The following is a 24,904-nucleotide window of genomic DNA, read 5'->3' on the forward strand; positions in this document are numbered from 1 at the left end:
TCGCTGCTGAGGAGGGCCGACAGGGTGCAACGCACAGCCCGAGCGGAAACCGCGGCGCTGAGGCCCGTCGAACCGGAGCCCGGCATGCTCGTACACACCCGCGCCGACAGACAATTGGCCGCTGAACACTGGCTGCTGTCGACACACCCAGCACCGAGTAGTGCCCGTGCGGAGTGGGATAGGTGCGGGGTGGCGCTACTGCCCTTGGGGACGCTCTTCTCGGCCGTACGGATCCCCGGGCGCCTGGTGTTCGCGCTGATCGGCAGCGATGAGCCGCGGGCGGTTGACGCCTTCCTCGGCCAGGTCCTTGAGGGCGGTCCGGTTATCTGCGACCCGCACGGACATCGGTACTACGCGCTGGTACCCGCCGGCATGCCCGTGACGTGGCACCAGGCAGCGGAGGAATGGCGGGCGGCGCTGGACGTGGATGTCCTCGGCCGTGGGACATACCTGGGAGTGCCACGGAGAGACGCCGTGGGGGTCGCGCCGCAGGGGTGCGTCTCGTATTGGGCGGTGCCCATGTCGTCGGCCGCCACGCTGTGTGCGCCGCTCGCCGTCGCCAGGTTGATCGCAGCTGGTCAGCACCGGATTGCCGAGGGACTACAGCGGTGACCGCACAGAGAAGTCAAGGCCCCTGCTCGTCTTGCCTGCCCCTTGTCAGAACCTGACTGTTGAGGAATCCAATGTCTGACCGCGCGTCCCCCACGATTCCGGTCACGCACCGTGGCAGCCATCGGCGTCGGTCCCAGGCGGATCGGTACGTGCTCGTGCAGGTTCGCTCGGTGGTATCCGTCCCCTTGACGATCGTCGTCGCGTTCTTGGGCGCGGCTGTCGTCGCATGGCAGGTCGGACATATCTCGACGAGGCAGCTCCTGGGCGGGCTGGCGTGCGGCGCGGCCGTGGCCGTGTTTGTCGGCGTGCACCGGGCCCAGGCCGTCACGATGGCTGTGCAGCGGGCGAGAGCGGCGGAGTTTCGGAAGATCACGGATGCGACGAACGCCGTGGAGAAGTCTCTGCTGTGGAGCGCCGACGAGCTGTGCCGGGGCGGCAGGCCGCCGGTTCCCGACAGCATGGCGCGGGTAGAAGGCGCGGGCCCGGCGGCAGAGATCGAGGTTCTGCTGGGGGAGCTGCAACTCCAGGCTCTGGCCTCTTTGATCCGTGTACACGACGAGTCGCAGTCTGCGGTTCTGCTGGAGATGCTTCGCCAGCTGTCGCGGCGTGAACACGCCCTGGTTGGCCGGGCACTGGAGGCGCTTACCGAGCTCCAGGAGCTGACCGACGATCCGGATCAGCTGGACAAGATCTACAAGATCGATCACCTGGTAACGCGGATGCGGCGCCTGGTGGAGAGCAAGGCGGTGCTGGGAGGCGATTCCCTGCGCGGCGACCGTCGTCCCGTGAACGTGGCGACGGTGCTACGCGGGGCGGTGTCTGAGGTGGTTCAGTATCCGCGGGTCGCTGTGTCGGCGGGCACGGTCGGCGTCGAGCTGGCACTTCCCGGACACGTGGGCCCGGAGGTGTCGCACGTGCTGGCAGAGCTGATCGAGAACGCGTGCGACTTCTCCAACCCGAGCACGAAGGTGAAGGTGAGGGCTCAGCTCGTGGCGACCGGGCTGGAGATCGAGGTCGAAGACCGCGCCTTGCCGATGAGCTCGCACGTCCGGGCGAAGATGAACGGCCTGCTGGCCAGGCCGGACGAGGTCGACGTGAGTGCCCAGGTCCGCGATGGGAAGATCGGCCTGCTCACGGCCGCGAAGATTGCCCAACGGCACGGTTTGTCGATCATCTTGCAGCTGAACCCGGCGGGCGGCACCACAGCCCTCGTGGTCGTACCGTCCAAGCACCTGGTGGCGATCCGGTCGGGTGCTTTCCCCACCACGGCACCCTCCACGGCTCCGAGCCGGCCTCTGCCCGGCGCCCCCGCGCATCCGCAGGCGACAGCGACCGGGTACGCGCAGCCAGCCCAGACCAGTTGGCAGGAGACGACACCCGCCTCCGACAGGACGGGACGGCCCGCCAGCGCACCGCCGCTGCCGCAGCGGCGCGGACAGGTACGCATCCCGGATGCCGCTCAGAGGCCCCAGGCACCGGCGACTGCGGCCAGGCCGGGCTTGGCTGCGGCGTTCCGAGGCGGCATCCACTCCGCGTGCACCCAGGAGACCGTAGCCCCCGCCGCGTTCCCGCAGGCCACCAGCCCTGGCGAACCACCGGCCTCACATCCGTGATCCCCCACCCCGTGGGCCCCGGCAGGGGCGACCACTCATTCCGCATGGAGCGAATCCACTATGACCCCTTATGACATGACCAGTGCACGCGGTGTCGACAGTGCGGCTGCACCTCCGGAAGACATCGGTGAGCCGCGGCAGCAGGTGGCTTGGCTGCTAAAGCAGTTCGCCTCTTCGGTCCCGGGCGTCACCGACGCTCTGCTGCTGTCGCGCGACGGACTGAAGCTCGTGCACAGCGACATCCCGAAGGACTGGGCGGACGGGCTGGCCGCCACCTTCAGTGGTCTGGCCTCGCTGGCCCAGAACATCACCGGCCCGACCGAGAAGAGGATGGCGCCGCAGCAGATCATGATCGAGCGGGAGGACGCCCTCTTCTTCATCACGAGCTCGGGCACCAGCGCCGCCTTCGAGGACCACCCCGGCAATACCAGGGGCATGGTCGACACCGTGCTGGGCGTCATCACCCGGGTCGACGCGGAGGTCGGCACCGTCGGATACGAGATGAGCCGCCTGGTGGACCAGTTTGCCCCGTACATGGTCACCCCGGTCCGCCACGGCGCCATGCCGAGCGACGATGCCTGATGAGCCCACAGAGTCGGCAGACACCGGCAGCGGCCGCGGCCGCTGAGACAACCGTGTTCGTGCGGACATACACGCTGACCGGGGGGCGTACTCGTCCCCGTCACATGCTGAGCCTGGAGACGGTACTGGAGCCCGGGCCCGGCAGAGCGGGTCCGGGGCTGCCCGAGGAGTGCGGGCAGATTCTGGCCCTGTGTCGGCAGCGGCGGCTCTCGGTCGCCGAGCTCGCCGGCACCATCGGCCGCCCAGTGACTCCCGTCAAGATCTTGATCTCCGATCTGTTGGACGTGCGCGCCCTGGTGGTGCCGGTCACCGATGCCTACGACTCGTCCGATTCTCCGACCCGACAGTTGCTGGAGGCGCTCAGTGCTGGTCTCAAGGCCCGGTGGCCCGATGCAGACGCGTACCCCAAGGCCGGATGAGGCGGCGCCCGTCGGCGTCGGGACGAAGGAGGTCGGTGGTCCGGCGGTCCTGAAGATCGTGATCGCCGGCGGGTTCGGGGTCGGCAAGACCACGTGCGTGCGCGCCGTCAGCGAGATCGAGCCGTTGACCACCGAGGAGTACCTGACGCAGGCCAGCGTTCCCACCGACAGCCTGGAGGGCGTGGAGAACAAGGACACCACCACGGTGGCCTTCGACTTCGGCCGCCTCTCCCTCGACGTGCCCGTGCCGCTCGAACTGTTCCTGTTCGGCACGCCGGGCCAGGACCGGTTCGTGAACCTCTGGTACGACCTATCCAGCGGGGCGGTCGGCGCCGTCGTCCTGGCCGACACCCGCCGCCTGGCCAGCAGCTTCACCGCGGTCAGTTTCTTCGAGCAGATCGGCCTGCCGTTCATCGTCGCAGTCAACCAGTTCGATCGCGCCTACTGCTACGACGCCGAGGAAGTGCGCGCGGCCATCGACCTCGCCCCTGAGATCCCCCTCGTGCGCTGTGACGCCCGGGTGCCCGACTCGGTCGCCGGGGTCCTGCTCACCCTGGTCGACCACGCCCTGTCCCGCAGCCCGGCCCACCCCGCCCACCCGATTAACCCCACTCTCCTGGATGCCTGATGCCCCACTACACCCACACCCCTGTGCCGACTCCGTTCACCGACTCCACCCCCCTCTTACTGCCCGCGCGGCTCGAGCGCGATGTGATCGTCCCGCAGCCCGGCTCGGTCCGCCTGGGCAGCGACACCCTCAGTGGCGACCAGGCCCGCCAGGCTGCCGAACAGGCCACCCGCGACGACCTGATCCGCCGACTGGGCATCCCCATTACCGCGGACACCTTCTTCGACGACCTGGCCACCGAGATGGCCACGCAGACGGGCTTCCTCTACGGAATGGTCAACCTCTTCCTGGCCGAGCAGACCTTCGTCGGTCTGCACAACCCGCCGGCGGACAGCGGCCACCTCATCGTCGGCCGCACCATGAGCCGCGAACACGGCTGGTGCCCCGAGGTCGTCAAACGCAAGAAGGCCCTGCCGCTGCCCAACGTCCATGCGTCCCCACGTTTCAGCGGCAACCACGTCGTCGACGCCGTCGGCATCGAGGCGTACTTCGGCGCGCCCTTGCTCCATCAGGAGAGCGGCATCGTCCTGGGCACGGTGTGTGTCATCGACCCCGATAGGCGCCCCCTCAGCGACGCCCGCCGCCTCAGAGACGTCGTTCTGAGCGGCAGTGACACGGCCATGCGGTCCATTGCCGCCGGCGTGCCGACGCACTGACTCCTGCGCCCCCACCCGGGAGCCGCAGCCCGCGGATCCGGCCGCACCCCGCCTTGCGACCTTCATACAGGGAGAGGGACCGACCATGCCCACCATGCCGCCCACCGCACTCAGCCCGTATCTCACCCCTGTCCATGAGCTGTTGTGGCAGGAGGTCGACGCCTTCGCTGCCGAGCACGTCGCCCCTCGCGTGAATCGGATGGAAGCCTTGTCCCACAAGGTGGAGCGCGAGCTGCCGCAACTTCTGGCGGCGCAGGGCTGGTTTGCGGTGACGATCCCCCGGGTCTACGGAGGCATGGGCGCCGGTCACGTTGCCAAGACGATCTTGATCCACCGCATTGCCACGGTGTCCGCAGCCGCCGCCGCGATCCTCCAGGCCAGCCTGATCCCCGTGGCGGCGCTGCTGCGCTTCGGCACGGACGAGCAGAAGGCGTACTGGCTCCCGCAGGCCGCCGACGGGACAACGCTGTTCTCGATCGCCGCAACCGAACCGGAGATGGGTGGGCACATCGGAGGCATCGAGACCCTGGCCGAGCGGCACGGCAACCAGTGGGTGATCAACGGCGGCAGTAAGATCTACATCGGCAACAGCCACATCGCGCGTCTGCACATCGTCCTCGCCCGCACCGCACCGCCCGGCACGACCGCGTCGCAGGCCCTGACCGCTTTCCTGATCGAACACGACCGCAAAGGGCTGACCGTTGAGCCCCACCGGCCGGGCCTCGGACTGCACGGTTTCTCCCTTGGCCGCCTCGACCTGGACCGAGTACGAATACCCGCAGACAACGTGCTCGGCGACGTCGGCCAGGGCCTGAACGTCGGCCAGAGCAGCAGCATCCTGTACGGCAGGCCCAACCTGGCCGCCGTCAGCCTCGGTCTCCACGAGGCCATCGTGGAAACGACCGTCTGCTACCTGAAGAACCGCCCCCGATACCAAGGCACCCTGTCCGACCTCCCGGTCCTCCGGCACCGCCTGGGGGACATGGAAGCCCGGCTGCGGGCCGCCCGCATCCTCGCCTACCAGGCCGTCTACCTCTTCGACCGCGGCCTGTCCTGCGACGCTGACCTCGTCAACTCCAAGTACCTCGGCCACCAGTGGGCCCTCCAGTCAGGCCAGGACGCCATGGAGTTGCATGGCGCCCGCGCCCTGGACACCACCTACCCACTTCAGCGCCTCTGGCGGGACGTCCAGCACACCTATCCGCCCGCCGGAACGGGCGAGGTCCAGCGCATACGCCTTGCCGAGACCGCCCTTCACGAAGACACCATCCAGTGGTCCGAGCGACCAGGCGCCGAAGACTCATGGGCCCGGCCGGAGGACCTCACCGCCACCTGACCCCCGCGCGCGGCAGCCCCATCGTTGTCTACTGCCGCGCGCGGGTCCCCCGTCGTCGAGCACAAAGTCCTGACTCCCCGCTCGGCGACGGGGCGCAAACACCCTTCGTTCCCTGGGACCAGACGGTGGCTCGGGGAACGGAGGGCCGAAAAACAGAGTGCGTGCTTCGTGCCCACTACCGATTGAGATCGGACAGACGGCCGCCTCGGCGAACGGGTCGCTTCGACCCCGGTGCATTGCGGCGGCGCAAGTACCCGGTCCGGGGATAAGCGGCCTTGCGAACTCCTACTCGTGGGGCATGGCTCCTCGGGCCGGGTGGCTCGGAACCACCTGAGCGGCGCGACTGTCTCACTATGCTCCGCGCGGCGGCCCCGACCATCGGCAGCACCGGAAGAACGCCAACTCGACTAGTCAATGGAGGACTCGCCATGAAGCTCAGCACGCAGGAAGGTCCACGGGCCGTACGGACTGCTCCGCTGGACCCGTTCGACCTGGACATCACCGTTCTGGAATTCGGTGACGGAGCCGTCGGACTCGCGACCTCCGACGGTGGTTGCGGAAGCACGTGCGGTACCTCGTGCGTCAGCAATGGCGCCTGACGTTGCCTTCGCACTCCGGGGACGGGCGCCCGCTCGCGTCCGGGTAACGCCAGCAATGGCGATATCGGCCTCACCCCGAGCCGAGACCTTCTGATCGACCTCACCTTCTGGAAAGGCAAGCCCATGGAGACCGACGAATTTGACCTGGACATCAGCGTTCTGGAGTCCGATGACGGCCCTGCCTCGCTGATCGTGCTCACGGACGACGGCTGCGGCAGCTCGTGCCCCAGCGCGTGTGCCACCAACGTGGCCTGACCGTACCGATGCCAGCTGGTGCCGGTTCGCGCAGCGGCTTTTCCGCAGTGCGGACCGGCGTCTGGCAGGAGCTTTCCGACGAGAGAGGGACATATGGCTTCCAGGAGCGGCCGGTTGTTGTACCGGAGTACTGAAACCGCGCTCGTTCGGGCGTCCCGACACTCCAATCTGGAGCTTCCGGCCGGGCCGGACCTGGCTGACGACTCACCGGGGCATGTTGAGCGGTGGTGTGGATGGCTGGAGGAGGTCTGGAGGCTGCCCGCGGTCGCCGAGGCCATCGAACTGGCCAGCCCGTCGCTCGCCCAGCAGGTGCAAGCGGTGTGCTCGGCAGCCGACCCCGATGCTCGGCAAGTGCGGCGGACAGTGATATCCGTGATCCGGTACGTGCTTCGGATGACCACTCGGGCGACACCTTTCGGACTGTTCGCCGGTGTGGCTCCGGCTGTCTTCGGTTCTGACTCAGTCGTCGGCTGGGGCGAGGAGCACCGTGCGATCGTGCGGGCGGATGCGACCTGGATCAGCGAGGTCATCGCCCGGCTGGAAGCCCTGCCGGACGTGTTGAGCCGTCTACCGCTCATGGCGAACAGCGCAGCGTTCGTCCGGGGAACTCGGTTGATCGTTCCCTATCCGCCCCGGCCACGCGATGCGGGACGCGCCGGAGCGGCGGAAGTGCGCCTGCGCTACACCGCCCCAGTCCGGATCGCAGTGGAGACGGCCCGAGCGCCGATTCGCTACGACTCTCTAGCGGAAAGGGTGGCGGCCGAGTTCCCTGCCGTAGCGGCGCCCAAGGTAGGGCCTCTTATCGACAGCTTGGTGGAACAGGGCGCCCTCATCAGCAGCTTGCATGCGCCGTCTACGGCGTTCGATGCCTTCGCTCACCTGATGGAGCAGGTAGAAGCGGCCGGGGTCGGGGACGTGCCACAGGCCGTTCCACTTGTCGGACAACTGCGCGACATCCGTGCCCGGATGGCAGAGCACAACCGGGCCGACACCAAAACCACCCCCGCCGGAAGGGGTCTGCGTACCGCGCTGCGGAAGGAGATGACGGCAGTGAGCACCGCTGCGGTCCAGCCGTTGGCCGTGGATCTGCGGCTGGACTGCTCGCTCACCCTTCCGTTCCCGGTCGCCCGTGAAGCCGAGGCAGCGGCGTCGGCGCTGACGCGACTGACGGCGTTTCCCTTCGGCACCACCGCATGGAAGGACTACCACAACAGGTTCTTCGAGCGGTATGGGATCGGTTCCCTCGTTCCGCTCCTGGATGTCATCGATCCCGACGTGGGGCTTGGCCTTCCCGCCGGATACCTGGATGCGGAGCCCGAGCCACGTGAACTGGTGACTGTACGGGAACAGAGGCTTCTCACCCTGGCGCAGACGGCGGCGCTGGACCGCCGTGGCGAGGTCGTGCTCGACGACCATGCGGTCACCGAACTGCAGGTCGCAGGACAGGCCGGGATGCAGGTTCCGCCCCACTTCGAACTGCGCTTCCATCTCCAGTCTGAGTCGACGACTGCGCTCACCCGCGGGGACTTCAGACTGTCTGTTGTCAGTGCCTCGCGCGGTGTGGGCACGACATCCGGCCGATTCATCGGTCTGCTGGAGGAAGCCGACCAGGCGCAGATCGCCGCCGTGTTCGAGCGTCTGCCGACGAGTGACCCTGGCACGCGGCCAGTGCAGCTCTCGTTCGCCCCACTCGACCCTGGCGACGCGCATGTGAGCCGTGCGCCCCAGTTGCTGCCAGCCGTGATCAGCGTGGCCGAACACCGTCCGCCCGGTCCCGACGTCATCCCTCTGGACGACCTGGCGGTGGGCTGTGACCGGCGTCGCCTCTACCTCGCCTCGATCTCCCGCGGGTGTCGGCTGGACGCCGCGGCGCTGCACGCGCTCGAACTGCGGGCGCACACCCCGCCCTTGGCCAGGTTCCTCACCGAGATCAGCAAGGCTCAGGCCGCTGTCGTGACTGGCTTCAGTTGGGGTGCCGCCGAGCGGCTGCCGTTCCTGCCACGCCTTCGCTACGGCCGGACAGTACTTTCACCTGCCCGATGGCGCTTGCTGCGCTCAGAACTACCTGCCCGCGACGCCCCGTGGGAGGAGTGGCGGAAGGCACTGAGTCAGTGGGCTGCCCGGCGCAGCCTGCCGAACTCCCTGTCCCTCACGGAGGGAGATCGGCTCTTGCGACTGGACCTCGGGCAGAGCGCGCACCTCGCGCTTCTGCGCGCCCACCTGGAGTCCTCCGAGCACGCCGTGCTGACTGAAGCGCCCACGGGCGCTGACGCCTGGTTCGACGGGCACGCTCACGAGATCACCGTCCCCATGACGGCCGCCACCGTCCCGGAGTGGCCTGTCGCGCCAACCGTTACCGCCACCCGCCTGATTGGCCGTGATCACGGACATTTACCGGGCGCCTCCCGGTGGCTCCTGGCGAAGCTGTACGGGCACGCCGAACGGCAGGCCGAGATCCTGGGCCAGCACCTTCCCGACCTGTTCGCCCAGTGGGAGGAGAGGCCAGGGTGGTGGTACATGCGTTACCGCGACCCGCAGTCGCATCTTCGCCTTCGGATCGCGCTCCCCGACACCACGGCGTTCGGGCCGGCCGCCGGCCGGGTCAGTACATGGGCAAGCCGCCTTCGACGGGCAGGTCTGTTGAGCGACGTCCAGTTCGCCACCTCCTACCCAGAGACCGGACGGTGGGGAACTGGAGCGGCCATGGAGGCGGCAGAAGCCGTCTTCGGCGCGGACTCGCGCAGCTTGGCCGCGCAGTTCACCCAGCCAGCCCGTCCCCACGCGCAGGCCCTCGCAGCAGCGAACTTCGTAGCGATCACCATCGCCTTCACCGGTAGCCCGCACGACGGCATGGACTGGTTGGTCAGATACGGGAGGATCGACGCTCCCCGACCGCTGGATCGAGACGTGCTGGACGCAGCGGTATGTCTGGCCGACCCCACTGACGACTGGGCTGCGTTGCGGGCGGCACCCGGCGGAGCGGCAATCTACGACACGTGGAAGCCCCGCCACCATGCCCTGAACCACTACCGGGACTGCCTGCACACGGCTGAGGGCAACGACCTGGACACGGTCCTCGACTCGCTGCTGCACGCTCACCACATCCGGGCCGTCGGCATCGACAAGGACGACGAGCGCACGTGCGTGAGGCTGGCCCGTGCCGCTGCCCTCGCCTGGAAGGAGCGCCGCGGGTGACCATGACGCATGAGGAGACCGTGCGAGCTGCGGCCGACGCCATCGCCGACCGCCTCGCCTCACCCGCCGACGTACGCGACCTTGAACTGAAGGAAGGCTGGTTCCCCCAGTCCCTTGCGTATGGCGCCGTGGGCGTCGCTCTGCTGCACATCGAACGGGCCCGTTCCGGCCTCGCGTCCTGGCAGCGCGTACACGACTGGCTTGCCTGCGCCGCAGACGGCCCGGCTATCAGCGGAGACGCCGGCCACCTCTACTACGGCGCTCCGGCACTCGCCTTTGCCCTGAACGCCGCAGCGGACCGGCCCGGCCGATACGCCCGGGCGCTGGACATACTCGACGGGCACGTCGAGAGCATGACGCGTCACCGCTTGGAGCGAGCCCACGCCCGCATCGATCACGGGGGGCTGCCCCCGCTGTCCGAATTCGACACCATCCGGGGTCTGACCGGCCTCGGCGCGCTCTTGCTGCGGCGTGACGCCCACGCCGAGCTGAACGGTGCGATCCTGTCCTACCTGGTGCGGCTTACGGAGCCGATCAGCCGCGCGGGCGAGGTCCTGCCCGGCTGGTGGAGCGGCCTGGCGCCTTCAGGCAAGCCATCACCGGCCTTCCCGGAGGGGCACGCCAACACCGGTCTCGCGCATGGCATCGCCGGCCCCCTGGCCCTCCTATCGCTCGCCGCACGGCGCGGCATCACCGTGGATGGCCAGACCGAGGCAATCGAACGGATCTGCGCCTGGCTGGATCTGTGGCGCCAGGACGGGCCGGCCGGACCCTGGTGGCCCTACTGGGTCACCCGCGACCAACTTCGCTCCGGCCACGGCGGGGAAGGCCCCCCGCGCCCGAGCTGGTGCTACGGAACTGCTGGTCTCGCCCGTGCCCAGCAACTTGCCGGGATCGCCACTGGTGATGCCGAGCGGCAACGGATGGCTGAGAGCGCCTTCGCCTGCGCCATGGCAGATCCAGGTCAACTCCAGGCCACCGGGGACCTGTCGCTGTGCCACGGATTCGCCGGGCTGGCCCACATCGCGCAGAGCATCGCGGCGGACGCGCTCACCCCCGACCTGTCCGACTGCCTGCCTCGACTGCTCGCCCCGATCACACAGGCCGAGCCCGGTGCTCTGGTCAGCTCACTGCTGCAGCCGCCGAGCGGTGGCGGCGACATCGGGCTTCTCGAAGGCGCCGCCGGCGTTGGGCTCGCCCTGCATGCGACCCAGACCGGCACGCCCCCGATATCCGGCTGGAACTCCTGCTTCCTGATCAACTGACCGCGCCACGAAGGAGATGGAACACCACATATGGCACCCGACGAGTGGCCTCAGCGAGTCGTCCAGTTCGCTGCCTGGCCGGAGTCCGAGCATCTTGCCGCCGAGCACCTGCTTCCCGTGCTGGAGGCTGCTGAAGCGGAGGGCGAACTTGCCCAGTGGTCGTTCCTGCGCAAGTTCCCCTGCTGGCGATTCCGATACCTGCCCACAGACCACCGAGCCTCCAAGCGCCTGGACAGTCAGCTGGAACGCTTGCTCACCGACGGTGTGCTCAGCGAGTGGGCGGTGGGCATCTACGAGCCGGAGACGGTCGTGTTCGGCGGCGCCGCGGGCATGGAGATCGCACACGCGCTGTTCCACCACGACAGCCGCAGCATCCTGGAACACCTGGCCCAAGGGCGCGGCATACCCGGAACGCGTGGCCTTGGACGGCGTGAGCTGGCGATCCTCCTCTCCAGCGTGCTGATGCGCTCGGCCGGCCTGGACTGGTACGAGCAGGGAGACGTCTGGGCGAAGGTCGCTGCTCAGCGTCCGAGCGGCGGCGCTGTACCTGGCCCGGGGCGGCTCAAGGAAGCCGTGCACCGGCTCATGACGGTCGATGTCAGCTCGGCCAGCAGGCTTGTCGACGGTGGTCCGCTGACCCCTCTGGCCGACTGGATTGCCACGTTTGAGTGGGCCGGGCAGCAGATCGCAGACCTCAACCGTCGTGGACGGCTGGAGCGAGGCCTGCGCGCTGTGCTCGCCCACCATCTGATCTTCCACTGGAACCGCTTGGGCCTCCCCAGCGAGGACCAAAGCGCCCTGTCAACACTGGCGAAAGAGGTAGTAATGGGAACGAGCGAAACGACCGCGTCTGAGCCTGGCAAGGCCAGCGGCGACGCTAGCCTCACCAAGGTGGATACCGACACGATCAACGAGAACAGTGCCGCCGAGAGCCTGCGCAACAAGCTGGTTGACCAGCTCAAAACTGACGGACGAGTGCACAGCGAGGACATCGAAGCCGCGCTGCGAGCCGTGCCCCGCCACGTGTTCGTCCGCCAGTCGAAGCCCTCCGCCACCCTCGAAGAGGCCTACGCCGACACGCCAGTCCACACCAAGTTCGACAGCTCGGGCACTTCGATCAGCGCCGTGTCCCAGCCTTCCGTCAACGCGCTGATGCTCGAACTCGCCCAGGCCAAGCGCGGCATGCGGATTCTGGAGGGCGGCGCCGGTAGCGGCCTGTTCGCGTCGACCCTCGGTCATCTGGTCGGGGACGAGGGGCACGTCTTCACACTCGACGTAGACCAAGACCTCGTCGACAACGCCCAAGCGGCCGTCGAGGAGGCTGGTTTCGGCAACGTGACCGTGATCCTCGGGGATGGTGCGGTCGGCCACCCGGACGGTGGCCCGTACGACCGGATCGTGGCGACCGTCGGTGCCCACGGAATTCCCCAAGCGTGGCTTGACCAGCTCACTCCCGACGGCCGCCTCGTCGTGCCGATGCGCCTGCGCGGCAGCGTCTCGCGAGCCGTCGCCTTCGAGCGGGACGACGATGGCCGGTGGCGAAGCGTCCGCAGCGAGATGTGCACGTTCATGCCGCTGCGAGCCGGAGTGGCCGACGATCCGCGCCGCCTCGTCTCGCTGACCGACGACGGCGCCGTCGTGCTCCAGTTCAACGAGGAGCAGCAGGCGGACGAGGCGGCGCTGCGCGGAGTGCTCGAACAGCCCGGCACTGAAGCGTGGTCGGGCGTGAAGTTCCGGGGACAGGAGTCTCCGGAGTACATGTGGCTGTGGCTGTCCTGCACCCTGGACAACGCCCTCAGCCGGATGGAAGTCGACCGCAAGGCCCTCGGAGCCAGCCAGCTCATGGACGGGTTCCGTCCCATGGCGGCCGCGGAACAGGACAGTGTCGCCTACCTGAACCTGCGCAAAGCCGACCTGGACCAGGACGGCAACCAACTCTACGAGGCGGGAGCCGTCGGCCACGGCCCAGCGAGCAAGGAGCTTGCCGACCGGGTGGCCGAAGAGATGAGCATCTGGGACCGCGGCTTCCGAAGCCGAGATGTGGCCCTCGAGATCCAGCCCCTCGACGCCGCCCCGCTCCACCCCAAGCCGGGCCGCTTCGCCTTCGATAACCCGATCAACCGGATCGTCATCGAGTGGCAGTGAGATGGACGCCAGCCAGATAGTTCGGCGGTTCCCCCTGGTCGCACGCCCTCGCCCCGCGTGCCCGCCCCTTGCCGAGCGGGTCCGGGAGATCGCTGCCCTGGCGCGAAACGCCGAACGCGACGGCCGCCTGGCGCCAGCTGCCGCGGCGTTCAACAAGGCCGCGCTGCTCGCCAGCGACTGCGACCTGCCCGAGCTGGCCCGCGCCCTGTGCTGGCAACACTCCGAGCTGTATCTGCGCATCCAGCCACTGGGTGCGCAGATCGCCCGGTACGGGCTGGAACCCCTCGTCAATCTCGCTCGGCTGCTGATCCGATCCGGCGATGGCGAAGCCGCATACATCCTCCTCGACTCGATGTATCAAGCGGTGAAGACCCGGTCGGACACCGTGATCGACGGGCGAACCGTGTCCTTCCAGCACATCACCGGGTCAGACGACGACCACCGTGAGCTGTACCGGTGGCTTTGGGCTGTACTGCTGGCCGACGGCGCCCGCGCCCTAGCCAGCGCCGGCAGGTGGACGGACGCGTTCGCCCAGCTCCAGCGGCACAAAGGAATCGGCAAGCGGATGCTCGACGGCCGCCAAGTCGCCGTGATCGCCAAGATCATGGCAGGTGACATCGGCGAAGCCGCGCCCCTGCTGGATGAGACCGCCCCCGGTGAGCCCTGGGAGAACGCCGTGACGGCCTGCCTGACCGTGATGTCCCGACGACAGGCGGCCCTGCCGGTCGATCGGAATCTCGACGCGATGCTGGACTCCTATCAGCAACTCAACCGCACCGCAGAGTTGGCCCTCTTCCACACCCGTTTGGGGCTCTCCGTCATCGACGTCGCCGACGATGTGGTTCAGTCGGTTGCGCATCGCGTCGCAGCGGACCTCATTCATCAGACAGTGACGAGTGGAGACGGATACGCGGCACGCGATGTGCTAGCACACCCGGGCTGCTTCACACGCCTGACAGGTCGCCAAGCCCAACAACTCGGTCACGCGGTGGAGGCCTGCGCGCTCGGCCGGGGTGGCATTCCCGCAGAACTGCACGCTGACTTGATGGCTGCACTCGACACCAGCGAAGGAGTGCTCAGGCGCACGCTAGTCGCCACATCCGCCGCAACCTAGAACCCCGGAGGAAAGGTGCAGCATCACGCTCTTTCTTGGGCTGATCTGGTCCGATTCGCTCTGAGTCTCCGACGATCTGGTCCTTCGGCACAATCACACAAGTACGGCAGTGGCGACTGTCCGCTGTGCCAATGGTGCATGCCCCTTCGCCTGCTCAGCGTGGACGGCACGCGTCGATCGCGGCGCGTACCGCGTCCGCCTGCGGCCATTCCTCTTCGTGAGCTTCGGTCGGCGGGCGTCCGGTGTGCACGAGGGAGTCGGCCGCGGCGGCGACCGACTCCGGTGTCGCGTAGACGCGCCGGAGTGAGGTGACCGGCCCGCGGGGGATGGAGTATCCGGGGCCGACGTAGGCGTATGCCCAGCCCGTCTCCTCGTCCCAGAGGAGATGGATTCCGCCCGGGCCGACGCAGCGGCTCACATCCCAGCGCAGCCGGATGCGCATCCGCTCGTCCAGGCGGGCGCCCAGGTTGAGGCGGACGATGCCCGGCGGGACACCGCGGTCGACCAGCGCCTGGTCCACCGCGGTGGCGTACGGCCAGTGCGGCAAGGTGCGGGGCAACAGGCCGGGAAGTCCTGGCGGTTGGAGCAGCACTAGTCTCGCCTCCACGGCGGGGGTCGGGCAGGTCAGGAGACGCGCAGGAGTGTGGTGGCGGGGCGGATCGCGCCGGGTCCGAACTTGGCGCGGATGCGGTCGCTGACTTCTTCGGCGACCAGCCGGGCCTCGCGTGCCTGGTCGAAGCTGATCTGTTCGGCGACCTGGTCTGCGGCGATGAGGTCCTCGCCTTTCAGTGTGATTCCGGTGAGGCGGCCTCGCTGGAGTCCTGCCGCGTCGATCAGCCGGTAGGCCAGCGTGCGGAGGTCGTCGTCGTGGGCGGAGGCCTCCGGCAGGCGGCGGGTCTTCTCCCACGTGGTGCCTCCGGCGAAGCGCAGGGTCAGGGTCAGGCCGCGGGCCGCCTGGCTGCGGCGGCGCAGTTGGAGGGCGAGGGTGATGACCAGGTCGAGCAGGGCCGCTCTGACGGCGGCGCCGTCCAGGGTGTGCCGGGGGAAGGTGCGGCTCACGCTCGCGGAGGCGGGCAGGGCGCGCGGGATGACGGGGCGGGGGTCGATGCCGCGGGCCCGGTCTGCGGCCCGGCGTCCGGCCCGGCCGCCCAGGAGGCGCTGCACGGTGTCGGGCGGGATCGCGGCGAGCAGGCCGACGCTGTGCACGCCGTAGTCGCGCAGGACCTGGGCCTGGCGGGGGCCGATGCCGTGGAGGGCTTCGACGGGCAGCGGTCCGAGCCAGTCGGCCACCTGGCCGGGGTCGATGGCGAGGACGCCGCCCGGCTCGGTGATCTGGCCGGATGCGGTGGCCGCGACCGTGATGGACGGGCCGATCCCGACCCGCACGTCGACACCCAGCCGGGAGATGGTCCGCACCCGCAGCACCTCCCCCAGCCGCCGCCCATCCACGCCGTGGTAGCGCAGCGCGCCCTTCAGCTCCACCAGCGCCGCCGACGGGGGCAGCGCCTGGACCACCGGGGACAGCTCCGCCAGCTGCTCGAGGACCTGCCGGTAGACGTCCTCCGGCAGCCGGTCCGGGCAGCGCACATGCATCACACTCGCCACCCGCCGTGCCTCCGTCCCTGCCTCCACAGCACCCACCTCCTCCACCCACGTTATCGAACTAGAATTCGAACACGCGAGAGGGCGAGCCCGATCGCCCACGGATCTAGAATCGGAAGCATGTTCGATGACCTGCCGCCTGACCTGGCACGACTGCTCACCCTGCGGGTGTGGCACGCCATGTGGCTGCAGCGCATCGACACCAAGATCGCCGCCCTCCAGAAACGAGAAGCCGAACAGGAACAGGGCCAGAAGAACCGGCCACAGGAGCCGGACTGGATCGTCGAACTCGGCATCGGCAGCGGACGCCCACCCATCGAGGTGCACGTGGGCGGCTGCTACGCCGCAGGCAAACGACGACGCCCCGTCCCGCGCGACGAAGCACGCCAACTCCTCAGCTCGGGCGTGCGCGCCTGTACGCACTGCAAGCCCGACGCGCAGCTCCGCATCCTCGACTGACAGCAGGGGTTGGCGCAGGAGATGTTGCCGCCCGAGCCGGGTGCGGCTCGAACAACAGTGTCAGTCGGGCCGATATTCTGTCGGTGAGGTGACTGGAAATCGTCACCCGGAACAGGATCCATGATGACAACTCCCGTACCTCCGATCACGGAGCCCGACCCGTCCGCGCTGGCCTGCCCCGGTGACCGGGTCGGCCTCTGCGCCGGGTGACTTGTTAACTGCACCTTCTCTGCCTCGTTGAGCGAGGGGATCGAGATCCCCTTAGGAGAGTCTGTTGCAGCACCTTCATCGCGCCCTGATCGAGGGACGGGTCGATGTGCCTCGGATGGGACGCATCGCTGAAGTGGACACGTCGTACCCCCGTTATGTGGTGTTGGATGACGCGGGAGCATGTCTTGAGCCGGCGGTTCAGTACCTGCGGGACCTCGCTCTGAGCGACAACCGACCGCTGACCTGCCGGAGCTACGCCTTCGATCTGCTGCGCTGGTTCCGCGTGCTCTGGTTCCTTGAGGTCCCCTGGCATAGGGCGACTGAGGCAGAGACGGGCGCCCTAGTGGGCTGGCTGCGCGTCGCGGCGAACCCGCAACGGCGCCGGCATAACTCTGACGCCCCGCGGCCGGGTTCGGTGAACGGCCGCACTGGCAAGAGCTACCTACGGGTCGGCTACGCGCCGAGCACGATCAACCACAACCTCACGGTGATCAGCAGCTTCTACGCCTTCCATGGGCACCACGGACGCGGCCCCGTGGACAACCCTGTTCCCGAGGCGTCCGCGCGGCGGCAAGCCCTGGCTCACCGGGACCCAGACGCGATTCCACCGGTGTTCCGACGGGCACGCCTTCGTCAACGGGTCCCGAAGACAGAGCCACGGGCGATCCCGGACGCTATGTGGGACGAGCTCTTCGCGGCGATGAACCACGACCGGGACCGAGCTGCAGTGCTCCTCTATGTCTCCAGCGGTGCCCGAGCCAGTGAGCTACTGGGTGTCACCCCCGCCGACATCAACTGGTCCCGCCAGCTGATCCATGTCGTGACCAAGGGCAGTGATGAACGCGAGCCGGTGCCCGTCAGCCCACAAGCCCTGGTGATCTTGGCTGCCTATCTGGACAGCGCGGGCATGCCGCCGGCCCACGAGCCCGTCTTTCGGACACGTCGCGGGCCGGACAAGCCGCTGTCCTACTGGGCGATGAGAAGGGTGATCCAGCGCGCGAATGAGAAGCTGGGAACCAACTGGACCCTCCACGACATCCGGCACACAGCCGCGAATCGCATGGCGAACGATCCGGCCCTCACCTTGCCCCAGGTACGTGTGATCTTGAGGCACAGCGACCTGACAACCACCGGCCGCTACCTCAACGCCCGGGTTGAGGAACTCTTTGACGCTCTGCAAGCCCATTACAACCGGCCGCGCGTCCAGCAAACCGTTGCACCGGGCTATGACCCGGAGGACTTCAAGGCGGTGTTCGGTGGCTAGCCCTTCCGTGGTTGAGGCGTACACGATCCGGGACCGTCGCCGAAGCTACCGTGGTGGCGGACGGCAGGACGTGACCCGGTTCGTGAGCGCGGTGGTGAAGCCCGCGCCCGCCCCAAGGCCCCAGCATCCGCCCGCACCGTTCGGTGATCTTTCCAAGGCCACGGTTCTCGAACTCTTCCACGTTGCGGCAGAGATTCTGCGCGATGCCAGCGAAGGCTGTCGCGAAAAGCGCCGAGCCGGCATCCGCATGCTGTTCGAGCACCTGGCGGCATATCCAGGCGAGACGTGGCAAGAACGGTGGGAGGCAGCTGGCTTCAACGCCGAAGCCGCTCCGTCGGTCAGCATCCTTGCCGCCAACAAGGGCCAGGCCAGCAGCGTGACTTCAGCGCTGAAGATGGCCTTCGGCCTGCGGATCATTCAGCCCTCCCTGTCTGGGTTCCGGGTGAACAGGTTCTCCGGCTACGCCGAGCCGTTCCGATCGCTGCAGGATGATCCGGAGCTGGACGAATTCTTTAAAGTGGTCGACGCCCATACACGGCTGAACTCGGTCCACAAGCACCGAGCGAAGTTCGACGTCACCTGCGCGCTCACCACCCAGGGCATCGCCCTCGAGCACCTGACGCCCTCCGCGTTGCTGCACTACTCGTTGGAGAACAAGCGGCTTGGTCTGACGCATGGAGCCTGCAACCAGGACAAGACCCGGTTCGCTGCCCGCGCTGCATGGGAAGTGCTGCTGGAGATGGGGCATTTCCCCCGCGGGACGCCTCACACGGTGCGCTCGTGCTTCCAGCAGGGCCAGCACACTATCGAGGGTCTCGTCGACCGCTACAAGATCGAGAGCGTTGCCGTTCGCCAGCTGCTGATCGACTACCTCGCTCGACGCAAGGCCGACACCGACTACACCACGTTGGACGGACTAGCCCGCCATCTGGCCGCCAACTTCTGGGCCGTCATCGAGCGCATCGCCCCCGGTCAGAAGGACCTCCGGCTCAGCCCAGAGGTCTATGAACAGTGGCTGGCCGATCTCCAGTACTGGAAGGGCGACAGGTCAAAGGTCCGCCAGGACAGGGCCTCGATCCTGCTCGCGGTCCGCGGCTTCTACATCGATCTTCAAAGCTGGTCCGTTGCCGAACCAGAACAGTGGGCGCAATGGGTCGTTCCATGTCCCGTCCGGCCACGTGACGTCAAGGGATTCAAGCAGCGGCGTCGCGAGATCCACCGGCGGATGGCCGACCGGACCCGGACTCGCCAGCCCTTGCTGCCGGTGCTCGTTCAACACGTCGAAGCACGGCATGAGCGCCTTGCCAGCCTGCGTGAGGCCGCCCGCACCACACCTCTTGGCACCCAGTTCACCTACCGCGGCCGCAAGTACCGCCGCAGCAACTCACCGGAGGACCGGCGGCGGATCAAGACCCCCGAGGGCCCCACGATCCGCGTCATCGACGAGGAAACGGGCAAGATGATCCACCTGGACCAGGCCGAGGAGATGGCTTTCTGGGAGTGGGCCGTCATCGAGGTCCTTCGACACAGCGGCATCCGCATCGAAGAGCTGACTGAGCTCACCCATCTGAGCATCCGCCAGTATCAGCGGCCCAACGGGGAGATCATCGCGCTTCTGGTAGTCGCCCCCTCCAAGAACGACCGCGAGCGCGTCATCCCGATGTCGCCTGACCTGTTCCACGCCATCGCACAAATCGTCCGCCGGCAGACGAAGTACAGCCGACAGATCCCCTTGCTGAGACGCTACGACCCGCAGGAACGAACCTGGTCAGAGCTCATGCCCTTCCTGTTCCAACGCCAAATCGGCACGGTCCACAGCGTCATGGCTCCCAATACAGTCGTCAGGATGCTCGCCCGACGCTGCGAGGAGATCGCGCAGACGAACACGGACTTCAAGGACGCCACGTTCACCCCGCACGACTTCCGCAGACTGTTCGCCACAGAAGTCGTCAACGGAGGTCTTCCGGTCCACATCGGAGCAGCTCTACTCGGGCACCTGAACCTCCAAACGACACAGGGCTACGTTGCTGTCTTCGCAGAGGACATCGTCGGCCACTACCAGAAGTTCCTGAACAACCGCAGGTCGCAGAGACCCGACGACGAGTACACCGACGTCACACCCGAGGAGTGGACGGAGTTCGAAGAGCACTTCGACAAGAGGAAGGTCGAGCTCGGAAACTGCGCTCGCCCCTACGGCACACCCTGCCAGCACGAGCACGCCTGCTTCTCTGAACTACCGGCGGCAGCGCGTCAGCGGCTGCCGGTAAACCGGTGGCGTCTGCGTGGACGAGCCTCATAGCTTGTGCGTTCGTGACTGATGATCCGCAGATGCGCCCGAATCGACACGACCTCGGCCGAGTGTTCAACGAGGTGCCGGAGCTCTACGACCGGGTCCGGCCGGGATACCCCGACGAACTGTTCGCGGACCTCGGCGCCATCACCGGCATGGACGAAAGGTCGTCGGTGCTGGAGGTGGGCTGCGGCACCGGTCAGGCGACGCGCACGCTGGCAGCGCTGGGATGCTCAGTGACCGCCGTTGAGCCGGGCACGGACATGGCCGCACTCGCTCGGCAGCGGATCGCCTCCTTTCGCAACGTCGAAGTCGAGACGTCGACCTTTGAGGAGTGGGACGACCGCGGTCGACGCTTCGATGTTCTCGTGGCTGCATCGTCGTGGCACTGGGTCGATCCGTCGATTGGCTGGCAGCGGGCGCACGCCGTGCTCTCTCCCGGGGGTTGGATGGCACTGCTCGGCCACGTCGTTGTCCGTCGGCCGGGAGAGCCGGAGGTGTATGCCGAGACCGCCGATCTGCACGAGCGGTTCTGTCCCGGGAACCCCGGCTGGGGTCATCCGCCGGTGGAGGACGACGTGCGCACCACCGACGAGGGTTGGGGCCTGGTCGACGATCCCGGGGGATTGTTCGGCCCAACGATCGTGCGCTGGTATCCAACCGTTCAGTGGTTCAACGGGGATGGCTTTGCCGATCACCTTCGCTCGTTGTCGCTGTACCGGAGGCTCGACCGCGACGTCCGTGAGCCCCTGCTCGACGCCATCGCCGAGCGCATCCGCACGCGGATGGGCGATCGAGCATCACGTCGTTATCTGAGCGTCCTGCGGGTCGGACGCCGCGCCGAGTGAGCCCAGGGACCGATCTCTGAACTACCGGCCGCGGCCTAGTCAGCAGTTGGAGAGGGCTCTTTCGTCTCCCGCCTGCCGAGGGCGATCTGGCCGAGGGCCGGCATGCCGAGGCTGACCGCATTGGAACGGCGGGTCGCCTCGGCATTGAGCTGCGCGAGCTTGTCCTGGGCGCCGGCGAGGCTGACCTGCAGGCCCTCCACCTCACCGAGCCAGCCTTCACGCTCGGCCTCGGCGATGCGGGCGATCAGGTTGTCACGGATGTCGGCGAGCCGTGCCCGTTGGGCCGGATCAGGTCGAAGGAGTGAGCATCTGACACAGGCGTGTTCATGGACACAAGGAGACCCGAAGGCGCGTGCGCAGGTGCCGATGGATACCTTCCGTTTCTCGAAGTGGGCCAGGAAGGCGTCCCACTCCTCCGCAGTTGGGGTTCGGTATTCTTCGCCTGGGCGAGAGGCTCGGCGGCGGGCGATGAACGCTCGGTGGGCCTCGATCGTCTCGGCAGGGTAGACCGCTTTGTACCCCATCGTGGTCTCGATGCTTCTGTGCCCGCAGATCACCTGGGCGATGTGCGGCGGCAGGCCGTTCATGATGGCGTCGGTGACGAAGATCCTCCGGAAGTCGTGGGGCGAGAAGGTGAGCGCCTCGCCGTCGGCGCTGGTCAGGCCGGTGGTGGACAGGGCGTTGATCAGCAGTTTTCGGATCGCGGTTGGCGTGAATGCGCGGTGTTCGGAGCCGACGTCGCGCTGGAACAGCAGTGGCATCGGCGGGTTCCAGACCTTCTCGCGGACGTCATAGGAGGCCACCAGCGGTATCGCCCCGTCGGGGCCGCGCAAGCGGCTGATGATGGCGCTGAGGACGTCTGCGAGTTCCGGGCTGACCAAGAGGAGTCGTTCGGTGTCGGTCTTGGACGGGGCGATCTGCAGCAGCGGTACGACTTCGCCGGTGGACGGGAGCCGGTACTGGGTGACGCTGTGGTGCGTCAGCTCCAGGAGTTCCTCGTTGCGGATGCCGGTCAGACGGAGGACCTCGATCGTGGCGAATGCCCAGAATGCCTCCTCTTCTTCGTAGGTCAGGTTCCGTCGCCGTCCGCCGGATGCCGTCTCTTCGGCCCAGGTGAGGTGGCCCGCCGCCGTGGGGGCGATGGCTCTGCGCAGCGACCCGTCGGTGCCGGGGATCAGCGCCCCGGGCTCGGTGTTCCTCGCCACCTGGAGCAGGTCGGCGGCCGCGCGTCGCCGACGGTCGGCGGTGCTGGTCAGAACGGGCAGGACGGGTAGTCGCTCGCGCGTGCGCTGGTCCATCCGGGCTTTGCGTCGCCTGCGTTCCTTCGCCTTGCGGATCTCGTCGTCGCTGATGGGACAGGGCACGGCCCATGGCGCCCAGCGGCCTGGTTCCTCGGCCGCCCACTGCGCGATGTCGAGGTAGAAGGCCCGCACTCGCATGAGCTCGTCCTTGGCATTGAGCCGCGGACTGGAGACCTCGATGCTGCTGCCGTCGGGGCCGGTGACGGTGCGCTTCTTGACCTTCAAGTCCTCCTTCCAGGCGCGGGCCACGGTTGGTGGCAGCCGCAGCGAGTCGATCCCCGGCGCCAGGGCTTCTACCCGGGCCCAGAACAGGCCCGCGAGCGTGCGCGAGACCGCGTCGAGGCTGGCGAAGTCCAGCGCAGGCTGCCGCTCCCTCAGATAGTCCACGATCAGATCGCGAACCGGCCGGCACTGGATCCGGTAGCGATCCACCAGCTCTTCGATGCTCAACTGGCCGAGGGCAAGACCGAATGCCCGGATCGTTGCCGGGGAGTCCTCGGGGAAGATGCCCAGGGCGCGCAGCCGCAGATAGAAGTCGACCTTCTTCTGCCCGCCACGGGCATGCACCCGGCGCTGGGCGTCGACCAGTTCCACGCAGTCGCCGACCGTGATGTCGCGGATCTGTCCGCCCTTGCAGGCCAGCAGGGTGGCGATGCGTGTCGCGGCAATCTGGGCGTCCTTGCGCGAGCTCGCCGGCCCGGACTCGGCCAGCTGGTGCAGGCGCGCGAACCCGTCGGGGTCCCGGACCTTGGCCATGACGGAGGCGAGATACCGATGGGTGCGGGTGAGCATCCAGGGCAGACCAGGTCGGATGACGTCCCCGCAGATCAGCATGAGCAGCCCCGAGGACAAGTCATCGCGGTCATGTGACGGCGAGTGACCGCGCTCGCGCAGCCACCGCAGCGGAAGATCCACCCAGGCAGCACCGGGGAGATCCTCCGCGCCGCTGGCCCTCCACCGTTGCTGCCAGGTATCTCCGGGCAAGCTCGACAGCCAACGCAGCAGCTTGGCCACCCCGCGTCGACGACCGGCTCGGGTCCCATTGGCCGCCGAGTCGAATGGCGGCGCAGTCAGCCGCCGCAGCGTCTCCTCCAAAGGCTGTGCCGTGTACGGCCACCACAGCTCTTCCGCCCGGGCCGGAAAACGCGCCCGCAGATAGCTGTTCCTCGCCTGCGCCTGCTCCGCCGTCGCATTCGTGGCCTCCAATGGCTTGCGCGTCACGTGTTTGACAACCGCGGTCATGACATCCGGCCGAACAAGACGTCCAGCGACGCTGGGTTGTAGCCCGGCGCCGGAGGCGGCGGCACCGGCTGGCTGCGCTCACGGGCCTGACGCTCGTGATGGGCCAGCACCCCCGCCACGACTTCGTCCTTGCGCGGCGTTAGATACACTTCCGTGGCGGACAAATGCGCATGTCCGAGCACCCATTGCACATCAGCCAACGTCAACTTCGGGTCGCGCACCATGCGGACGGCCGCACTGTGTCGTAGATCGTGAAGGGTCCAGTCGGCGCCGAGCGAGGCGTTGACCCGCTCGAACATTCGGTGTGCACCGTGATAGGTCAGCGGCCGAAACGGGCGCCGCCGTATCCACCACACCGGCTGGGTGCGACCGCGTGGCACCTCGCCGTGTACCTCCTGCTGATAGAGGCGCAGCCACACGAACGCGTCCGCCGACGCCGGCACCTGCTGCACCGCCCGCGAGCCCTTTCGCACCACACTGATCAACTGCTGGCCGGGGTCGATGTCGCGCTGGCGGATGCCGATCAGCTCCGATGCGCGTACTCCGGTGGAGATCCAGAGCGCGACCAGGGCCCGGTCGCGGTGGGAGGGCAGCGCAGCGAACAGCTCGTTGAACCACTCGTCGGGAATCGAGCGCGGGATCCGCTGCGGAAGGCTGGGCCGGTAGCGCCCCACCCGCTCGGGCTTCCAGCCGTCCATCGGGTTGTGGTGCGCGTGCGCCCGGCCGGAGCGACGTGACAGATCCAGTGGGAACGGGTTGAGCAGCGGGCCGGACCCCGCGTCGCGGTGGATGTCGTAGAACCGTCGCAACACCGTCTCGCTGTGCGCGACGGTAGTCGGCGCGTAGCCAGGCCCGGCCGACGGCTTCCCAGTCACCGGGTTCGGGGAGCTACTGACCTGGGCCGATCGTCGAGCCGCCGTCTTGCCCCGTCTCGGCTTGACCACCAGCTGAATCCAGCGACTGAAATCCCTGGCCTCCGCTCGGGTCGCACCGTCCCAGGGAATATCCACTGCCTGCAGGAAACGCCACCACCGAAGCAGATCCATCCCATAGGAGCGGACCGTCGACGGAGCTTTCCCTGCGGCCAACAACTCCTGGAAGTAGACGGCGACCGCCTCCACGATCACACCGTCGGGATCGAGGAGCCGATAGGGCTCGTACCGGTTGCCGGTTTCCATCAGCCGGCCCCACCGAGGAACCACCAGTGCCGCCAGGTCCCGTCCGGGAGCATCGTTCATCACGACCGGTGACCGTAGCGACCGAAGACCC

21 protein-coding genes are annotated in these 24,904 nt (G+C 67.9%); 17 read left to right on the forward strand and 4 right to left on the reverse strand.

Features of this window, described 5'->3' with window-relative positions:
- Positions 1 to 189 precede the first annotated feature (189 nt).
- From KVT44_RS39310 to KVT44_RS39370, 13 genes are all read left to right on the forward strand, one after another.
- Positions 190 to 612 carry a hypothetical protein gene (locus tag KVT44_RS39310; protein WP_254650537.1) on the forward strand — a complete coding sequence of 141 codons (423 nt, stop codon included), beginning with the start codon at positions 190 to 192 and terminating at the stop codon, positions 610 to 612.
- A 185-nt stretch (positions 613 to 797) separates the two neighbouring features.
- Positions 798 to 2,225 carry a sensor histidine kinase KdpD gene (locus KVT44_RS39315; protein WP_217572495.1) on the forward strand — a complete coding sequence of 476 codons (1,428 nt, stop codon included), beginning with the start codon at positions 798 to 800 and terminating at the stop codon, positions 2,223 to 2,225.
- Positions 2,226 to 2,300: 75 nt separating this feature from the next.
- Positions 2,301 to 2,807 carry a roadblock/LC7 domain-containing protein gene (locus KVT44_RS39320; protein WP_217572497.1) on the forward strand — a complete coding sequence of 169 codons (507 nt, stop codon included), beginning with the start codon at positions 2,301 to 2,303 and terminating at the stop codon, positions 2,805 to 2,807.
- Positions 2,807 to 3,226, forward strand: a complete 420-nt coding sequence (locus tag KVT44_RS39325) for a DUF742 domain-containing protein (RefSeq protein ID WP_217572499.1) — start codon at positions 2,807 to 2,809, stop codon at positions 3,224 to 3,226. The genes KVT44_RS39320 and KVT44_RS39325 overlap by 1 nt, the downstream gene beginning before the upstream one ends.
- On the forward strand, positions 3,198 to 3,854 hold the full coding sequence (locus KVT44_RS39330) for an ATP/GTP-binding protein (RefSeq protein WP_217572501.1): 657 nt from the start codon (positions 3,198 to 3,200) through the stop codon (positions 3,852 to 3,854). Before KVT44_RS39325 ends, KVT44_RS39330 begins: the two co-directional genes overlap by 29 nt.
- Complete coding sequence (locus tag KVT44_RS39335; protein WP_217572504.1) at positions 3,854 to 4,510, forward strand: GAF domain-containing protein; 657 nt, start codon at positions 3,854 to 3,856, stop codon at positions 4,508 to 4,510. Before KVT44_RS39330 ends, KVT44_RS39335 begins: the two co-directional genes overlap by 1 nt.
- A gap of 85 nt (positions 4,511 to 4,595) precedes the next feature.
- Positions 4,596 to 5,846: an acyl-CoA dehydrogenase family protein gene (locus tag KVT44_RS39340; RefSeq protein WP_217572506.1), complete on the forward strand. Its 1,251-nt coding sequence runs from the start codon at positions 4,596 to 4,598 to the stop codon at positions 5,844 to 5,846.
- Positions 5,847 to 6,274: 428 nt separating this feature from the next.
- Complete coding sequence (locus KVT44_RS39345; RefSeq protein ID WP_217572508.1) at positions 6,275 to 6,445, forward strand: FxLD family lanthipeptide; 171 nt, start codon at positions 6,275 to 6,277, stop codon at positions 6,443 to 6,445.
- Positions 6,446 to 6,568: 123 nt separating this feature from the next.
- The gene (locus KVT44_RS39350; RefSeq protein ID WP_217572510.1) at positions 6,569 to 6,700 is read left to right on the forward strand and encodes an FxLD family lanthipeptide; all 132 of its coding nucleotides are present in this window, start codon (positions 6,569 to 6,571) and stop codon (positions 6,698 to 6,700) included.
- 93 nt (positions 6,701 to 6,793) lie between these two features.
- Positions 6,794 to 9,895 (forward strand): lantibiotic dehydratase, encoded by a 3,102-nt coding sequence (locus KVT44_RS39355; protein ID WP_217572515.1) that lies wholly within the window; start codon positions 6,794 to 6,796, stop codon positions 9,893 to 9,895.
- Positions 9,896 to 9,897: 2 nt separating this feature from the next.
- Positions 9,898 to 11,160 carry a lanthionine synthetase C family protein gene (locus tag KVT44_RS39360; RefSeq protein WP_217572662.1) on the forward strand — a complete coding sequence of 421 codons (1,263 nt, stop codon included), beginning with the start codon at positions 9,898 to 9,900 and terminating at the stop codon, positions 11,158 to 11,160.
- A 30-nt stretch (positions 11,161 to 11,190) separates the two neighbouring features.
- A complete protein-coding gene (gene fxlM / locus KVT44_RS39365; RefSeq protein ID WP_217572516.1) occupies positions 11,191 to 13,305 on the forward strand; it encodes a methyltransferase, FxLD system in 2,115 nt (704 codons plus the stop codon).
- Between the two features lies 1 nt (position 13,306).
- Positions 13,307 to 14,419 carry a hypothetical protein gene (locus KVT44_RS39370; RefSeq protein WP_217572517.1) on the forward strand — a complete coding sequence of 371 codons (1,113 nt, stop codon included), beginning with the start codon at positions 13,307 to 13,309 and terminating at the stop codon, positions 14,417 to 14,419.
- Between the two features lie 154 nt (positions 14,420 to 14,573).
- Here the strand turns inward: KVT44_RS39370 and KVT44_RS39375 are convergent, their stop codons facing one another.
- Both KVT44_RS39375 and KVT44_RS39380 read right to left on the reverse strand, forming a co-directional pair.
- Positions 14,574 to 14,978 (reverse strand): DUF6292 family protein, encoded by a 405-nt coding sequence (locus KVT44_RS39375; RefSeq protein WP_217572519.1) that lies wholly within the window; start codon positions 14,976 to 14,978, stop codon positions 14,574 to 14,576.
- A gap of 65 nt (positions 14,979 to 15,043) precedes the next feature.
- Positions 15,044 to 16,012, reverse strand: coding sequence for a hypothetical protein (locus KVT44_RS39380; RefSeq protein ID WP_217572663.1), 969 nt, complete (start codon positions 16,010 to 16,012; stop codon positions 15,044 to 15,046).
- A 129-nt stretch (positions 16,013 to 16,141) separates the two neighbouring features.
- Between KVT44_RS39380 and KVT44_RS39385 the strand changes: the two genes are divergently transcribed.
- From KVT44_RS39385 to KVT44_RS39400, 4 genes are all read left to right on the forward strand, one after another.
- Complete coding sequence (locus KVT44_RS39385; protein WP_217572520.1) at positions 16,142 to 16,480, forward strand: DUF6233 domain-containing protein; 339 nt, start codon at positions 16,142 to 16,144, stop codon at positions 16,478 to 16,480.
- Between the two features lie 274 nt (positions 16,481 to 16,754).
- Positions 16,755 to 17,954, forward strand: a complete 1,200-nt coding sequence (locus KVT44_RS39390) for a tyrosine-type recombinase/integrase (protein WP_254650538.1) — start codon at positions 16,755 to 16,757, stop codon at positions 17,952 to 17,954.
- Positions 17,955 to 18,024: 70 nt separating this feature from the next.
- Positions 18,025 to 20,253: a site-specific integrase gene (locus KVT44_RS60715; RefSeq protein ID WP_217572522.1), complete on the forward strand. Its 2,229-nt coding sequence runs from the start codon at positions 18,025 to 18,027 to the stop codon at positions 20,251 to 20,253.
- A gap of 11 nt (positions 20,254 to 20,264) precedes the next feature.
- Positions 20,265 to 21,092: a methyltransferase domain-containing protein gene (locus KVT44_RS39400; protein ID WP_308314231.1), complete on the forward strand. Its 828-nt coding sequence runs from the start codon at positions 20,265 to 20,267 to the stop codon at positions 21,090 to 21,092.
- 35 nt (positions 21,093 to 21,127) lie between these two features.
- Here the strand turns inward: KVT44_RS39400 and KVT44_RS39405 are convergent, their stop codons facing one another.
- Together KVT44_RS39405 and KVT44_RS39410 are read right to left on the reverse strand one after the other, a co-directional pair.
- A complete protein-coding gene (locus tag KVT44_RS39405; protein WP_308314232.1) occupies positions 21,128 to 23,614 on the reverse strand; it encodes a site-specific integrase in 2,487 nt (828 codons plus the stop codon).
- 17 nt (positions 23,615 to 23,631) lie between these two features.
- Positions 23,632 to 24,873: a site-specific integrase gene (locus KVT44_RS39410; RefSeq protein WP_254650550.1), complete on the reverse strand. Its 1,242-nt coding sequence runs from the start codon at positions 24,871 to 24,873 to the stop codon at positions 23,632 to 23,634.
- Positions 24,874 to 24,904 lie beyond the last annotated feature (31 nt).

Origin of the sequence: Streptomyces sp. GbtcB7 (assembly GCF_019091445.1) — a bacterium.
In the GTDB taxonomy this organism is placed as follows: Bacteria; Actinomycetota; Actinomycetes; order Streptomycetales; family Streptomycetaceae; genus Streptomyces; species Streptomyces mirabilis.